This window comes from Streptomyces sp. NPDC085931, assembly GCF_044540565.1.
Classification (GTDB): Bacteria; Actinomycetota; Actinomycetes; order Streptomycetales; family Streptomycetaceae; genus Streptomyces.
In genome coordinates, this window is sequence record NZ_JBITSK010000012.1 from 258,654 (window position 1) to 273,174 (window position 14,521).

Below are 14,521 nucleotides of genomic sequence, written 5' to 3' on the forward strand. Positions count from 1 at the left end.
GAGCACTGCTCTCTCTTTCGTCGGGATCAGTCTGCCCGAGAGCGGTGCTCCGCGGCAAGAGCAGTGCTCTCGTTTGTGTGCACCGCTCTCTGTTCGTGGCACACTGCCCCGCATGAGCACCGCACACGGCGCCCGTGCCCGGGCCAGGATCGAAGTCACCGCGGCCATCAAGGACGAGGCCCGCAGACAGCTCGCGGCCGAGGGCGCCGCACGGCTCTCCCTGCGGGCCGTGGCCCGCGAGCTGGGCATGGCCTCCTCCGCGCTGTACCGCTACTTCCCCAGCCGGGACGAGTTGCTGACCGCCCTCATCATCGACGCCTACGACTCCCTCGGCGAGAGGGCGGAGGCGGCCCACGCGGCGGTCGCCGCCGCCGGTCCCGCGCAGCGCTGGACCACCGTGTGCGAGGCGGTGCGGGACTGGGCCCTCGACCATCCGCACGAGTACGCGCTCATCTACGGCACGCCCGTCCCCGGCTACACCGCCCCCCGGACCACCGTCCCCGCGGCCGCCCGCGTCGGCCTGCTGCTCATCGGCATCGCCCGCGACGCCTACCGCGGTCTCGGCCTGGCCCGGCCCTCCCTGCCGGCCGACCTGCGCCCGGAGGCCGAGCGCATGGCCGCCGACCTCGCCCCTGACCTCCCGCCGGAGACCGTGACCGCCCTCGTCGCGGCCTGGGCCCAGCTGTTCGGACTCGTCGGCTTCGAGCTGTTCGGCCAGTTCAACCGGCTGGTGGAGGACCGCGCGGCGTTCTTCCGGCACGCGGCGGGGCAACTCGCCCAGGGGGTGGGGCTGGTGTACCCGCAGCGCGGCCCGGCCTCGTAGCGCGCCGGGCCCGGGCCTTGTGGCGCGCCGGGCCCGGGCCTTGTGGCGCGCCGGCCCCCGAACTCGTAGCGCGCAGGGCCCCGGCCTTGGCGCGCCGGCCCCCGAACTCGTAGCGCGCAGGGCCCCGGCCTTGCGGCGCCCCGGACCCGGGCCGAGTAGCGCGCCCCGCCCCGGCCCCGTAGCGCGCCGCGTCCCGGCGCTCCCGGTGCCTCGGGGCGGTGGGGCCCGTACTTCCCCGGGAGTACGTGTGATCACCACGTGCGGGGGACGCCGCCCGGGGCGGTGGCGTCTAGCGTGGCCGGTATGGACGAGCAGCGTGCGCGGGGCGGTCCGCCGCGGTGGTGGCGGCACGGGCCTCCCTGGTGGGACCGGTGGGCCGACGGGGAGCGCGCGCCGCGCCTGCCCTGGCGGTCCACCGCCGTCCTCACCGTCTTCGTGCTGGCCGGTTCCGCCTTCGCGGCGCAGGGGCAGGAGGGCGAGCGGGCCGCCCTGGATCCCTTCGCGCGGGTGCTGCTGGTGGTCGCCGCGGGCCTGCTGCTGTGGCGCGAGCGGCATCCGGTGGCCGTGGTGTTCGGCACGGCCGGTGCCGTCATGGTCTACCTCGGCGCCGGTTACCCCTACGGCCCGGTGCTCCTGACCGTCGCGCTCGCGTGCTTCAGCGCGATCGTCGCCGGGCACCGCCGGGCGGCCTGGGCGGCGATGGGAACGCTGTGGGCCGGGCACGTGCTCGTGGCGCACTGGCTGTACCAGTGGCTGCCGCCGTCGGGTGACCCCGCCGCCTCCTGGAGCGCGGAGGCCGTCGTCGCCACGTGGGTGGTGGCGATCACGGCGGTGGCGGAGCTGTTCCGGGTGCGGCGGGAGCAGTGGGCCCGCGAACGGGCCGAGCGCGCCGAGGCCGCGCGGCGGCGGGCCGACGAGGAGCGGCTGCGGATCGCTCGGGAACTGCACGACGTACTGGCGCACAGCATCTCCGTCATCAACGTGCAGGCGGGTGTCGGTCTGGCGCTCCTGGACACCGACCCGGAGCAGGCCCGCTCGGCGCTCACCACGATCAAGGCCAAGAGCAAGGAGGCGCTCGGGGAGGTGCGCCAGGTGCTCGACACACTGCGTGCCCCCGGTGCCGCGCCGCGCGCTCCGGCGCCCGGCCTGGACCGGCTGCCCGAGCTGGTGGAGCAGGCGGCGAGCGCGGGACTCACCGTCGAGGTCGAGGGCCGGCCGCCGCAGCTCGCCCCCGGCACCGATCTGGCCGCGTTCCGCATCCTCCAGGAGGCCCTGACGAACGTCGTGCGGCACTCGGGCTCGCGGCAGGCGCGGGTGTGTCTCGCGCACGACGGGGACGCGCTGCGCCTGCGGGTGGACGACGACGGGCCCGCGACCGGCGCCGAGGCGGGCGGCAGCGGCAACGGCCTGGCCGGCATGCGGGAACGGGCCGCCGCGCTGGGGGGCACCATCGAGGCGGGACCCCGTCCGGACGGCGGATTCCGGGTGCTCGCCGTTCTTCCGCTCGGGCCTCCGCCGGCCGTCGACGGCGCACCCGGCACCATGTCAGGAGGACGAGGGTGATCCGCGTACTGCTCGCCGACGACCAGTCACTGGTCAGGGCCGGCTTCCGGGCGCTGCTGGACGCGCAGCCGGACATCGAGGTGGCCGCGGAGGCGGCCGACGGCGAGGAGGCCGTGCGGCGGATCCGTGAACTGCGGCCGGACGTGGTCCTGATGGACATCCGCATGCCCGCGCTCGACGGCCTGGCCGCGACCCGGCGGGTGACCGGCGACCCGGCGCTGCGGGACGTGAAGGTCGTCATGCTGACCACGTTCGAGCTCGACGAGTACGTCTTCGAGGCGATCCGCTCGGGCGCCTCGGGCTTCCTGGTCAAGGACACCGAGCCGGACGAACTCCTGCGCGCCGTCAGGGCCGTGGTGGCGGGTGACGCGCTGCTCTCGCCGGGGGTGACGCGCCGGCTGATCGCCGAGTTCGCGGCCCGTTCCAAGGAACCCGCGGCGGCCGGCGCGCTGGCCCGGCTCACCGAGCGGGAACGCGAGGTGATGGCCTTGGTCGGGATCGGTCTGTCCAACGAGGAGATCGCCCGCCGGCTGGTCGTGAGCCCGCTCACCGCCAAGACCCACGTCAGTCGCACGATGGTGAAGCTCGGCGCCCGCGACCGGGCCCAACTGGTCGTCCTGGCCTACGAGTCGGGGCTGGTGCGGCCGGGCTGGCTGGGCTGATCCGCCGCGCGGAACCGCAGCAGCACACTCGCGACCCGGGCGGCGAAGAGCAGCGGCGCCAGTACGAGTCCGGCGCGCACCAGCAGCAGCTCCACCGTGTCCGGAAGGCCGAAGAGGAGGGCGGGCCCGGCCACGGCCCCGAAGACGACCGCGGCGGCGAAGGCGGCACTGCACAGCGCGTATCCGATCTCGACGGTGATCGCATCGCGCTCGGCCTGCGTCCGCCGTCCCCCGTGACTGGTCATACGGCGAGTCAAACAGGCGGGTGCCCGGCGGGCAAGGCAGCCCGCCGGGCACCCGCTGCGAGGCGGCCCCCGGATCGCGCTAGTCGCGTACGGCGACGCGCTCCGCCTCCTTCGGGGTGGACACGGCGACCACGACGGACGGCTGCTTCCGGCGGGTGCGCAGTCCGGTGAGGGTGATCAGCAGACCGGCGAGGGCGATGAGCGTGACGACCACCAGGCCGGGCCGGTAGCTGTCGAGGACGGCCTGCGCGGAGGCGCCTTCGCCGTCGGGGGAGTTCGCGGTCACCACCGCCGTAACGACGGCCAGGAAGATCGCCCCGCCCACCTGCACCGAGGTGTTGAGCAGCCCGGAGACCATGCCCTGCTCACGGTCGTCGACGCCGTTGGTGGCCTGGATGTTCAGGGACGGGAAGACCAGGGCGCAGGCGGCGCCGATGAGCAGCATGCTCGGCAGGATCACCGCGGCGTACACCGGGTCGAGGTCGACGCGCAGGAACAGCGCGTAGCCGACGACCATGAGCGCGAAGCCGGCCGCGATCAGCCGCTGGGTGCCGAACCGGTCCACGATCGCGCCGACCTTCGTCGAGGAGGCCGCCACCAGGGCGCCCGCGGGCAGGAAGGCGAGCGCGGTGTGCAGTGCGGACCAGCCGAGCAGGGACTGCATGTAGAGCGTCGCGAGGAACTGGAAGCCGACGTAGGAGCCGAAGAAGGTCATCGCGCCGAGCTGGGCGCGGATCTGGTTGCCGGAGCGCAGCACGCCGAGCCGGATCAGCGGGCCCGCCGAGCGCCGCTCGACCAGGACGAACGCGGTCAGCAGCACGGCCACGGCGAGGAAGGACAGCAGGGTGCGGGCGGAGGCCCAGCCGGTCTCCGGTGCCTGGACGACGGTGAAGACCAGCAGCAGCATGGACGCGGTGCCGAGGACGGCGCCGGGGATGTCGTAGCCGTCGTGGTCCTTCTCGCGTTCGCTGCGCGGCAGCAGTTTCAGGCCGGCGGCGAGCGCGATCAGGGCGATGGGCGCGGGCAGCAGCATGGTCAGGCGCCAGCTGGCCTCGGTGAGCAGGCCGGACAGGACCAGGCCCATGGAGAAGCCGGTGGCCGCGCAGGTGGTGTAGATGGCCAGGGCCCGGTTGCGCAGCGGGCCCTCGGGGAACGTCGTGGTGATGATGGACAGGCCGGCGGGGGCCGTGAAGGCCGCGCTCAGGCCCTTGATGAAGCGGCTGGCGATGAGCAGCGGGCCGGAGTCGACGAGACCGCCGAGCAGCGAGGCCAGCGCGAAGACGCCCAGCGCCACCAGGAAGACCTGGCGCCGGCCCAGCAGGTCGGCGGTGCGTCCGCCGAGGAGCAGCAGACCGCCGTAGCCGAGGATGTAGCCGCTGACGATCCATTGCAGCGCGGAGGTCGACAGGCCGAGGTCGGCGCCGATGGACGGCAGCGCGACGCCGACCATCGACACGTCGAGGGCGTCCAGGAACATCGCGGCGCAGAGCACGAGCAGGGTGCCCAAGAGCCGGGGGGTCCAACGTCCGCCGGACGTCGGGGTGGTGAGCGGAGAGGTCATGCCCGAGACACTACATGCGTATGCATGAGATGCAAGCGCATTTAATTCGCATGCAACAATCTCGGTTCTCTGTTACCGTGCCGCGCATGACGGCGAAGCAGGCCGAACAGGCGCTGGTGGAGCGGTGGCGCGACATGCTGGCGCTGCACGCGCGCACCCAGTGCGCACTCGACCGCGCGCTCCACGGCCACGGCCTGTGCGCCAGCGACTTCGAGGTGCTCGACGTCCTCGCCCGCCGCCGGACACCCAAGGGCACCCCGGCCTATCGCGTGCAGGAGATCGCCGAGCGGGTCCACCTGAGCCAGAGCGCGCTCTCGCGGCTGATCGCACGGCTGGAGAGGGAAGGGCTCGTCGAACGCTGCATGTGCCCCGAGGACCGGCGGGGCGTCCGCGTCTCCCTCACGGCCGCGGGGCGCGCGCTGCACGACGAGCTGCTGCCCGTCCAGCGCGCCGTGCTGGCCCGGATGCTCGCCGACGGCTGAGCCGGACGGGCGGACCGCCGGGGCCCGTCAGATCGCTGACGTCCGCCGCCACAGCTCGGCGAGCGCCCGGTCGCCGGTGACCGACGGCAGGGGAAGCCGGTTCCACAGCGCCAGGTACAGCCGGCCGGCGGGACCCGACAGTTCGCAGTCCGCCTCTCCGGTGGCTCCCCGCTCGGTCACGGGCGGCTCGGGGGACAGCCGTACGGTCCACACCGCTTGGGTGTCGTCCGTGCGCACGCGCAGCACGCGCGGTTCGGGGGTGCGCACCCGGCTGCGCGCACGGGCGTGGAAGCCGCGCAGCAGTTCGTCGATGCCGTCGGTCGCGAACCGCGGGGTGACGGCGGTGGGTTCGCCGCCGCGGGCCGACTCCGCGTCGAACCGGTGCACGGTCGTCTCGTGCGCCTGCCGCCGGGTCCAGAAGGCCAGCGGGGACGGGGCGGGCAGGAAGGCCCAGCACTCCAGGGAGGGCGGGGCGCCGGCCAGGGCGCCGACCAGCCGCCGGTGGCCTTCGCGGTACCACACCAGCAGCTCCGCCCCGTCCGGGCCGGTGGGTTCGGTCAGGGGGCGGCGCTCGGTGTGCCGCTCGGTGATGTACGAAGCGGCCCAGCGATGCACCGCCCCCGTGTGCCGCAGCAGATCGCGCACCTGCCACCGCGGGCAGGTCGGCACCCTCGCGTCCGTCCCGGCCTGCTCGGCGGCCGCGGCCAGCAGCCTGCCCTCGGTCTCCAGCGCGCGCAGGAACTCGGCGGTCTCCATGGCGCCGAGTCTGCCGCACGGGGCACGCGCCCCGCGCCGGGTTTTCTACGGCAGCGGCGTGCCGCCCGTGGCGTTGACGATCTCGGCGGTGATGTACGACGCCTCCTGCGAGGCCAGGAAGACGTACGCCGGCGCCATCTCGGCGGGCTGCGCGGGCCGTCCGATGGGCGCCTGCTTGCCGAACTCCTGCGTGTCGGGCATGGTCGCCGGGATCAGCGGCGTCCACACCGGGCCGGGCGCCACGGCGTTCACCCGGATGCCCCGGTCGATCACCATCTGCGCCAGGCCCTGCGTGAAGGTGACGATCGCGCCCTTGGTCGTCGCGTAGTCCAGCAGATGCGGGCTCGGCTTGTAGGCCTGCACCGAGGTCGAGTTGATGATGCTGCCGCCCTCCGGCATGTGCGCCAGGGCGAACTTGCACAGCCAGAACATGCCGTACAGGTTGGTGCGCAGCACGCGGTCGAACTGCTCGGTGGAGATCGCCTCGATGCCGTCGGGCTGCGACATCTGGTACGCCGCGTTGTTCACCAGGATGTCGATCCGGCCGAACTCGTCCACCGCGCGCTCGATCAGCGCCCGGCAGTTGTCCTCCTCGCGGATGTCGCAGGAGACGGCCACGGCGCGCCGGCCGGCCTCCTCCACCAGCCGGGTCGTCTCGGCGGCGTCGTCCTTCTCGTCGTCGAGGTGGGTGAAGAGCACGTCCGCTCCCTCACGGGCGAACGCCAGGGCCACCGCCCGGCCGATCCCGGAGTCACCGCCGGTGATCACGGCCTTGCGTCCGTCGAGCCGCCCGCTGCCGCGGTAGGACTCCTCACCGTGGTCCGGCGGCGGGTCCATGGGCCCCGTCCAGCCCGGGTGCGGCTGGTCCTGGGAGGGAAACTCCGGGTTCGGGTGCTGCTCGCCGGGGTGCTGCTGTTCGGTCACGGGTCTTCCTCCTGGTGATGACGTACGGCCCGGTGATCACATCGGGAGTGGCCAGATCACATCGGGTGTGGCCATGGGTACCCAGGATCACGACGGTGCCGACCTGTGAACCGGGGCGGATCGCGTTCCGGGGCCGCCGTTCACCCGGACGGCCGCCCGCCGGGTCAGTCCCCGGCCCGGCGGGCGGCCGGCGCCACCAGTGCGCCGACCGCCGCCGCCATCGCGGCCAGCAGCGCCACGCTGGTCAGCGCGGCCGGCAGCGTGAACCAGTCCGCCATGAAGCCGATCGCGGGCGGCCCGAGCAGCATGCCGCCGTAGCCCAGGGTCGAGGCCGTGGCGACGCCGCTCGGCCCGGCCAGGGCACCCGCCCGTTCCACCGCCACGGGGAAGAGGTTGGCGAGGCCGAGGCCCGTGACCGCGTAGCCGAGCAGGGCCGCCCACAAGGAGGGGGCGAGGGAGCCGAGGAGCATGCCGGCCGCCGCCGTGGTGCCGCCGGCGACGACGGTCCGGGTCCGCCCCAGGCGCTCCAGGAGGGTCGTGCCGGTCAGCCGGCCCACCGTCATGGCGAGCGCGAAGCACGAGTAGCCGGCGGCCGCGGCACCCGCGGAGGCGCCCAGGTCCTGTTCCAGGTGCAGGGCGCCCCAGTCGGCCAGCGCCCCCTCGCCGTAGGCGGTGCACCCGGCGATCAGCCCGAAGACCAGCACCAGGGCCCGGGTGCGGCCGTCCAGCCGGCGCGGGGCGTCCCGCCGCTCGCGCCGGGGCGGCGCCGGTGCCTCGTGCCGCAGCAGGGTGGGGCCGACCGCGGCCGTCACCACCAGCCCGACGGCCGTGAGCAGCAGCAGGTGCCGGGTGGGGGAGAGGGACCCCGCGACCAGCCCGCCCAGACCCGCGCCGGTCATGCCGCCCAGGCTGAACGCGGCGTGGAAGCTCGGCATGATCGGCCGCCGCAACGCGGCCACCAGTTCCACGGCGGCGCTGTTGAACGCGACGTTGATCCCGCCGTACGCGGCGCCGAAGAACAGCAGGACGAGGCCCAGCGCGAGGGCCGAGTGGGTGAGCGGCGGCAGGGCGACGCTGAGCGAGAGCAGCACCGCGCACACGACGGTGACCCGGTGGTTGCCGTAGCGGCGGCACAGCCGCCCGGTGAGGGTCATGGTGACGACGGCTCCCGCGGACACGCCCAGCAGGGCGAGGCCGAGCGCGCTGGCGGAGGCGTTCGTCTGCTCCTTGATCGCGGGGATCCGGACGACCCAGCCGGCGAAGACGAAGCCGTCCAGGGCGAAGAAGACGGTGAGGGCGGCGCGGAGCCGGTTGAGGGAGTTGCCGTTGCCCGGCACGGCACTGTGCGTTCGGGATTTGTTTATTTGCGGCACAAACTCAGGCTAGGTGGGTGCGGGGCCGGGGACAAGGTGCGAGGCTGGGACGGTACGCATCCGCCGAGCCAGCCCCGGAGGGCACGATGGGACGTGACGTGCCGGCCCTGGTGTTCACGCGCGAGGACCGCCGCCGCTACCGGGAGAAGATGCACACCGACCTGGAAGTGCTGGCGCACATGCTGCGCGAGTCCGGGTTCGAGAGCGAGCGCCCCCGGGTCGGGCTGGAGATCGAGCTCAACCTCGTCGACGACCACGGCCTGCCGGCGATGCGGAACACCGACGTGCTGCGGGCGATCGCCGACCCGGCCTGGTCCAGCGAGCTGGGCCGCTTCAACCTGGAGATCAACATCCCGCCCCGGGAGCTGACGACCGGCGGGCCCGGCGACTGGGAGCGGGCCATCCGCGACGCCCTCAACCACGCCGAGGACCGGGCCTCCGCCGTGGGCGCCCACCTGATCATGGTGGGCATCCTGCCGACGCTGGGGGAGCCGGACGTGAGCGGGGCCGCCCTCTCCGGCGACCCCCGCTACCGGCTGCTCAACGAGCAGATCTTCGCCGCGCGCGGCGAGGACCTGCGGATCACGGTCGACGGTGTGGAGCGCCTGGCGACGTACGCCGACACCATCACCCCCGAGGCGGCCTGCACCAGCACCCAGTTCCACCTCCAGGTCGCCCCCCGGGACTTCCCGCTGTACTGGAACGCCGCCCAGGCCATCGCGGGCGTGCAGATCGCCCTCGCGGCCAACTCGCCGTTCCTGTTCGGCAAGGAGCTGTGGCGCGAGACGCGCATCCCGCTGTTCGAGCAGGCCACCGACACCCGCCCCGAGGAGATCAAGGCGCAGGGCGTCCGGCCCCGGGTGTGGTTCGGGGAGCGCTGGATCACCAGCGTCTTCGACCTCTTCGAGGAGAACGTCCGCTACTTCCCGGCCCTGCTGCCGCTGTGCGAGGACGAGGACCCGCAACGGGAACTCGACAACGGCCGCGTCCCGCAGCTGGGCGAACTCACCCTGCACAACGGCACGATCTACCGCTGGAACCGCCCCGTCTACGCGGTCACCGACAGCGGCCCTCACCTGCGCATCGAGAACCGGGTCCTGCCCGCGGGACCCACCGTCGCCGACATCATCGCCAACGGCGCCTTCTACTACGGCCTGACCCGCGCCCTGGTCGACGAGGACCGGCCGGTGTGGACGCGGATGTCCTTCGCGGTCGCCGAGGAGAACCTGCACACCGCCGCCCGCGACGGCATCGACGCCCGCCTGTACTGGCCCGGCGTGGGCGAAGTGCCCGTCACGGAACTGGTGTTGCGCCGCCTGCTGCCCCTGGCCCACCGGGGCCTGGAACTGGCCGGCCTGGACGCCGCGTGGCGCGAACCGCTGCTGGGCATCATCGAGCAGCGCTGCGTCACCGGCCGCAACGGCGCGCTGTGGCAGGCGGAGACGGTGCACCACCTGGAGAAGGCCGGCGTCTCCGACCGGCGCGAGGCGCTGCGGCAGATGACCAGGACGTACACGGACTACATGCACATGAACGCGCCCGCGCACACCTGGCCGGTGGACTGACCGGTTCACACGGGGCTGGGGGCGGACCGGCCCTTCCAGTCCGCGGCCGCCGTCCGGGGCACGGGTGCGGGCACCGCCGCCGACGTCGTCAGCTCCACGCGCCGCCCCTCGGCCGCGGAGCGCAGCAGGGCGGTCATCGTCTCCAGGACGTGCAGGGCGAGTTCGCCGTTCGCGCGCCCTCCGCCGGGAGCGAGGAAGTCCAGCAGGCCGAGGCCGCGTGCCCCGTCCTCGTAGCCCGCCGCCACGGGCAGGGGGCGCCACTGCGTGTCGCCGAGGGCGTGCAGGCGCACCTCGCCGTCGAAACGATTGGGATCCGGCACGCAGAGGCTGCCCCGCTCACCGTGCACCTCGATCGGGGCCGCCGTGGTCGCCACCCCGTCGAAGCTCGTCGTCAGGGTCGTCAGCGTCCCGTCCACGTGCTCCAGGACACCCGAGACATGACTGTCCACCTCGACCGGTATCCGCTCGCCCGCGCGCGGCCCGGAACCGATCACCCGCTCGGCGCGCAGCCGGCCGGCCGCCCCGGTCACGGCCCGCACCGGGCCCAGCAGGTGCACCAGGGCCGAGAGGTAGTACGGGCCCATGTCCAGCAGCGGGCCGCCACCGGCCGTGTAGTAGAAGTCGGGGTGGGGGTGCCAGCGTTCGTGGCCCGGGGTGACCATCACGGCCGAGGCGAACTGGGGGCGGCCGACGGAGCCCGCCTCCACGGCCGCCCGGGCCGTCTGAACTCCCGTGCCCAGCACGGTGTCCGGCGCGCACCCCACCCGCACGCCCGCCCGCGCGGCGGCCGTCATGACGGTCCGGGCGTCCTCCAGGCCCGCCGCGAGGGGCTTCTCCCCGTAGACGTGCTTGCCGTGGGCGATCGCCCCGAGGGCGATCCCGGCGTGGGCCGCCGGCGTGGTGAGGTTCAGGACCGTGTCGACGTCCGGGCTGCTCAGCAACTCCTCGACGGTCAGCGCCCGGGCGTCCGGCAGCGCGGCGGCTGCCGCGGCCGCCCGGGCGGCGTCGAGATCGGCGACCGCGGTGACGCGCACGGCGGGATGGCCCGCGAGCGTGTCCAGATAGGCGCCGGAGATGACGCCAAGCCCTACGACGCCGACGCGGTGCGCGTCGCCCACAGCATGCCCCTCTCGATGATGGTGCGGACACAGGGGTGCTCCAGCACGTCGAGGCTGTGCCCCGGGGTGGTCACCACGATCCGCCCGGCTCCCCAGTGGCGCGTCCAGACCGCCGGCGAGGTGACCGGCCGGTGCCAGGGCTGCCACGGCCGGACCGGATGCGTGGTCGTCGCCAGGACGTCGACGAGGTCGTCGTGCAGTACCCAGTACTGCTCGGTGTGCAGGTCGAAGTCCTCGATGCCCGCCGTCACCGGATGGGTGCGGCCGGCCTCGGTGAGACGGATGGTGTGCGGCAGGAAGTTGTCCGCCGCCTCGCCCCGCCGCTCGCACGGCTCCTTGCCGGGATGGGTGGCGAACTGGCCGCCCACCAGGTGGAGATAGTCGGCCGAGGCACGGAACGAGTCGGCGATGCCGCCGTGCCAGCCGGTGAACCCGGTGCCGGCGACGACCGCCGCACTCAGTCCGGCGAGCTGCTCGGGCGTGATCTGCGACATCGTCACGCACTGCACGACGAGGTCGGTGCGGGCCATCTCGGCGGTGTCGGCGTAGACATCGGTCGATTCCTCGACCCGGACGGCGTATCCGTTGTCCCGGAGGAAGGGCAGGAACAGCTCCGTCGCCTTGACCGGCTCGTGGCCTTCCCAACCGCCTCGGACAACCAGCGCTCTCTTCTGCGTCATCGTGACCTCACTATGCGCAGGGCGCCCCGGCTCCGAAAAGGGGGCAGCGCCTCACGAAAGTTTCGCGGGGACGGCCCGGGCGCGGACCTCCCAGCAGGCCGCGGTGAAACGGACGTCCGGACCCTCGACGAACGGCTCGAACGCCGGGCGCACCGTGGCGACGACACGTGCCCGGGTCCGCTCGTCCGCCCCGGACAGGACCATGCCGAGGGGCCCGAGCCGGGTGACGTAGCGTTCGAGTTCGCTCTCGGGCAGGGTGCAGACGGCGTCGACCGGCCGGATCTCGATCCCGGCCCAGCCGGCGGCCGCCAGGAAGCGGCGGACCCGCTCCGGGTCGGCGAAGGCGAACTGGCCCGGCTGGTCGGGGCTGCGCGGCGCGAGCTCCGGCACGAAGGGCGCCGCGGCCCGCTCGGCCGTCGTCATGAACGGGTTCTCCTCGGGGCCGCGCCACACCACGAGCCGCAGGGCGCCACCGTCCTGGACGGCGCCGCGCAGATTCGTGAACGCGCGGACGGGATCGCGGAAGAACATGACACCGAAGCGTGAGACGACGGCGTCGAAGCCGGCCCGTCCGAACGCGTGCTCCTGCGCGTCGCCCCGCACGAACACCGCCGGTACGCCCTCCCGTTCGGCCTGTTCCCGGGCGGCGTCGATCATCGGCTCGGAGAGGTCGATGCCGACACAGTGACCGACGCGCCGCGCGACGGCCCGGGTGACTCCGCCCGTGCCGCACCCCACGTCGAGCACCCTGGCCGCACCCTGTGCCGCCACGGCCTCCACGAGCAGTTCCTCGAAGGGCCGGAACATCCCGTCCAGCACCTCCTGGAGATCCAGCCACGCCTGTCCCGCGGGCCCGTTCCAGCGGGCGGTCTGCTCGTCGTCGCTCCTGCGCGGGTCGTTCATGGCTGTGGCTCCTTCTGCTCGCCCCTGCTTGCCGCTGCTTGCCGTCATCGGACGGGAATGACAGCGTTCTACTTCAAGTCGACTTGAAGTCAAGGCAATGACGGAGCGGGACGGCAATGACGGAGCTGGACATCGCCGAGGTGGCGCAGCGCGCCGGGGTCCCGGCCTCGACCCTGCGGTACTACGAGGAGAAGGGGCTGATCGCCTCGACCGGCCGGCGGGGCTTGCGCCGCCAGTACGACCCGGGCGTGCTGGAGCGGCTGGCGCTGATCGCGCTGGGCCGCACGGCCGGGTTCTCGCTCGACGAGATCGGCCGCATGCTCGCGCCGGACGGCCGGCCGCACATCGACCGGCGGATGCTCACGGACAAGGCGGAGGAACTGGACCGCAGGATCCGCGAACTGGGCGCACTGCGCGACTCCCTGCGGCATGCCGCCGCGTGCCCGGCGCCCAGTCACCTGGAATGCCCCACCTTCCGCCGCCTCCTGGAGCAGGCGACCGCACCCGGACGGCACGCGCCCGGCCGCTGACGGACCGCCGCGCACCGGGGCCTCGCCTCGCCCCGGGGCACACCCTGATCCGCGCCCGGCGAAAAACGTTCCACGTTATACTTGCGGCGCCCGGAAAGGTCACCGTCGTGCCTGCTCGCACGGCCGCAACAGCGAGGGGGTGGACGCCATTCCGGCACGCCCCGCCCGCATCCAGGACGTCGCGGCCGCCGCCGGCGTCTCGGTGTCCACGGTGTCGAACGTGCTGAACCGGCCCGAGCGCGTCAACGCCCGCACCGCCGAGCGCGTCCGCGTCGCCGTCGCCGAACTCGACTACGTCCCCCACCCCGGAGCCGCCGGACTGCGCACCGGACGGGCCAGCGCGATCGGTCTGGTGCTGCCCGACGTCACCAACTCCTTCTACGCGCGCATCGCCCGGGGCGCGGCGGACGCGGCCTACGACCACGGCTACTCGCTCGTGCTGTGCCACAGCGGGGACGACCCGGAGCGCGAACAGGGCTACTTCGGCATGCTGGTCGGGCAACGGGCCGTCGGCGTGGTCGTCGTGCCGCTCGGCGCCGACCCGGGCCGGCTGGCCCGGCTGCGGGAACGGGGCATCCCGCTGGTCCTCGCCGACCGCGCCATGCCCGACCGGGACGGCTGCTCGGCCTCCGTCGACGACATCGCCGGCGGCCGCATCGCCGTCCAGCACCTCCTCGACAGCGGGGCGCGCGACATCCTCGTCGTCAACGGCGAGCGCGGCATACGCCAGTGCGCCGACCGCTACCAGGGCGCCCGGCAGGCCGTGCGCAGCCGGCGCGAGGCGCGGCTGGACCAGGTCGTCGCCGAGCGGATGACCGTCGCGTACGGCACGGAGATCGCCCGCGGCCTGAAGGAACTGCCCGACGGGGTGTTCTGCACCAACGACTTCCTCGCCGCCGGCCTGTGCCGGGGCCTGACCGAACGGGGCGTGCGCATCCCCGAGGACGTCCAGGTCGTCGGCTACGGCGACCTCGACATCGCCGACTTCGGGGCGACGACCCTGACGACGGTCCGGCAGCCGGTCGAGGATCTCGGCCGGGCGGCCGTGGAGATGCTGCTCGACGAGATCGAGGCCAGCGCGGACCACGTCCACGAGACCCGCGTCTTCGCCCCCGGCCTCGTCCTGCGCGACTCGACCCGCCCGCCCGGCGAACGGCCCTAGGGTCTGTCGTTTGGATCAGGTCGCAGATGTGCGTGCCGGACCGCGCGTCTGCGGCGTGATCCAAGCGACAGGCCCTAGGTGTATTGACCCGCAGCGTTGTTCACGCGGCTGATCGGTGGGTGGCCGCCGAGTGCGGTGTGGCAGCGGTGGTGGTTGTAGGTGTGCAGGAAGTCT

Annotated in this window: 15 protein-coding genes and 1 pseudogene; 7 read left to right on the forward strand and 9 right to left on the reverse strand. The window is 73.7% G+C overall.

What is annotated here, in order from left to right; genetic code table 11:
- Positions 1-112 precede the first annotated feature (112 nt).
- From ACIGAN_RS25555 to ACIGAN_RS25565, 3 genes are all read left to right on the forward strand, one after another.
- The gene (locus ACIGAN_RS25555; RefSeq protein ID WP_365742280.1) at positions 113-823 is read left to right on the forward strand and encodes a TetR/AcrR family transcriptional regulator; all 711 of its coding nucleotides are present in this window, start codon (positions 113-115) and stop codon (positions 821-823) included.
- 303 nt (positions 824-1,126) lie between these two features.
- The gene (locus tag ACIGAN_RS25560; protein ID WP_399860845.1) at positions 1,127-2,386 is read left to right on the forward strand and encodes a sensor histidine kinase; all 1,260 of its coding nucleotides are present in this window, start codon (positions 1,127-1,129) and stop codon (positions 2,384-2,386) included.
- Positions 2,383-3,048 carry a response regulator transcription factor gene (locus tag ACIGAN_RS25565; protein ID WP_365742276.1) on the forward strand — a complete coding sequence of 222 codons (666 nt, stop codon included), beginning with the start codon at positions 2,383-2,385 and terminating at the stop codon, positions 3,046-3,048. The genes ACIGAN_RS25560 and ACIGAN_RS25565 overlap by 4 nt, the downstream gene beginning before the upstream one ends.
- Here ACIGAN_RS25565 and ACIGAN_RS25570 read toward each other — a convergent pair.
- A complete protein-coding gene (locus tag ACIGAN_RS25570) occupies positions 3,009-3,293 on the reverse strand; it encodes a DUF6332 family protein (protein WP_399860848.1) in 285 nt (94 codons plus the stop codon). The genes ACIGAN_RS25565 and ACIGAN_RS25570 overlap by 40 nt on opposite strands.
- Before the next feature lie 79 nt (positions 3,294-3,372).
- Positions 3,373-4,854 (reverse strand): MFS transporter, encoded by a 1,482-nt coding sequence (locus tag ACIGAN_RS25575; protein ID WP_399860850.1) that lies wholly within the window; start codon positions 4,852-4,854, stop codon positions 3,373-3,375.
- Positions 4,855-4,940: 86 nt separating this feature from the next.
- Between ACIGAN_RS25575 and ACIGAN_RS25580 the strand changes: the two genes are divergently transcribed.
- The gene (locus ACIGAN_RS25580; RefSeq protein ID WP_399860852.1) at positions 4,941-5,336 is read left to right on the forward strand and encodes a MarR family winged helix-turn-helix transcriptional regulator; all 396 of its coding nucleotides are present in this window, start codon (positions 4,941-4,943) and stop codon (positions 5,334-5,336) included.
- Between the two features lie 27 nt (positions 5,337-5,363).
- Here the strand turns inward: ACIGAN_RS25580 and ACIGAN_RS25585 are convergent, their stop codons facing one another.
- The 3 genes from ACIGAN_RS25585 to ACIGAN_RS25595 form a co-directional block, all read right to left on the reverse strand.
- A complete protein-coding gene (locus tag ACIGAN_RS25585) occupies positions 5,364-6,092 on the reverse strand; it encodes a maleylpyruvate isomerase family mycothiol-dependent enzyme (RefSeq protein WP_399860855.1) in 729 nt (242 codons plus the stop codon).
- Positions 6,093-6,137: 45 nt separating this feature from the next.
- Positions 6,138-7,016 carry an SDR family oxidoreductase gene (locus ACIGAN_RS25590; protein ID WP_399860857.1) on the reverse strand — a complete coding sequence of 293 codons (879 nt, stop codon included), beginning with the start codon at positions 7,014-7,016 and terminating at the stop codon, positions 6,138-6,140.
- 164 nt (positions 7,017-7,180) lie between these two features.
- A complete protein-coding gene (locus ACIGAN_RS25595; protein ID WP_399860859.1) occupies positions 7,181-8,353 on the reverse strand; it encodes an MFS transporter in 1,173 nt (390 codons plus the stop codon).
- Between the two features lie 122 nt (positions 8,354-8,475).
- Between ACIGAN_RS25595 and ACIGAN_RS25600 the strand changes: the two genes are divergently transcribed.
- Positions 8,476-9,954, forward strand: coding sequence for a glutamate--cysteine ligase (locus ACIGAN_RS25600; RefSeq protein WP_399860861.1), 1,479 nt, complete (start codon positions 8,476-8,478; stop codon positions 9,952-9,954).
- A 5-nt stretch (positions 9,955-9,959) separates the two neighbouring features.
- Here the strand turns inward: ACIGAN_RS25600 and ACIGAN_RS25605 are convergent, their stop codons facing one another.
- The 3 genes from ACIGAN_RS25605 to ACIGAN_RS25615 are packed head-to-tail and all read right to left on the reverse strand — an operon-like array spanning position 9,960 to position 12,655.
- Complete coding sequence (locus ACIGAN_RS25605) at positions 9,960-11,072, reverse strand: Gfo/Idh/MocA family protein (protein ID WP_399860862.1); 1,113 nt, start codon at positions 11,070-11,072, stop codon at positions 9,960-9,962.
- Positions 11,042-11,752, reverse strand: coding sequence for a ThuA domain-containing protein (locus ACIGAN_RS25610; RefSeq protein WP_365742259.1), 711 nt, complete (start codon positions 11,750-11,752; stop codon positions 11,042-11,044). The genes ACIGAN_RS25605 and ACIGAN_RS25610 overlap by 31 nt, the downstream gene beginning before the upstream one ends.
- 51 nt (positions 11,753-11,803) lie before the next feature.
- Positions 11,804-12,655 carry a class I SAM-dependent methyltransferase gene (locus tag ACIGAN_RS25615; RefSeq protein WP_399860864.1) on the reverse strand — a complete coding sequence of 284 codons (852 nt, stop codon included), beginning with the start codon at positions 12,653-12,655 and terminating at the stop codon, positions 11,804-11,806.
- A gap of 116 nt (positions 12,656-12,771) precedes the next feature.
- Between ACIGAN_RS25615 and ACIGAN_RS25620 the strand changes: the two genes are divergently transcribed.
- On the forward strand, positions 12,772-13,185 hold the full coding sequence (locus tag ACIGAN_RS25620) for a helix-turn-helix domain-containing protein (protein ID WP_365095822.1): 414 nt from the start codon (positions 12,772-12,774) through the stop codon (positions 13,183-13,185).
- A 139-nt stretch (positions 13,186-13,324) separates the two neighbouring features.
- Complete coding sequence (locus ACIGAN_RS25625) at positions 13,325-14,347, forward strand: LacI family DNA-binding transcriptional regulator (RefSeq protein WP_365742255.1); 1,023 nt, start codon at positions 13,325-13,327, stop codon at positions 14,345-14,347.
- A 74-nt stretch (positions 14,348-14,421) separates the two neighbouring features.
- Here ACIGAN_RS25625 and ACIGAN_RS25630 read toward each other — a convergent pair.
- Positions 14,422-14,521: pseudogene (locus ACIGAN_RS25630) on the reverse strand (IS481 family transposase); the annotation flags it as partial.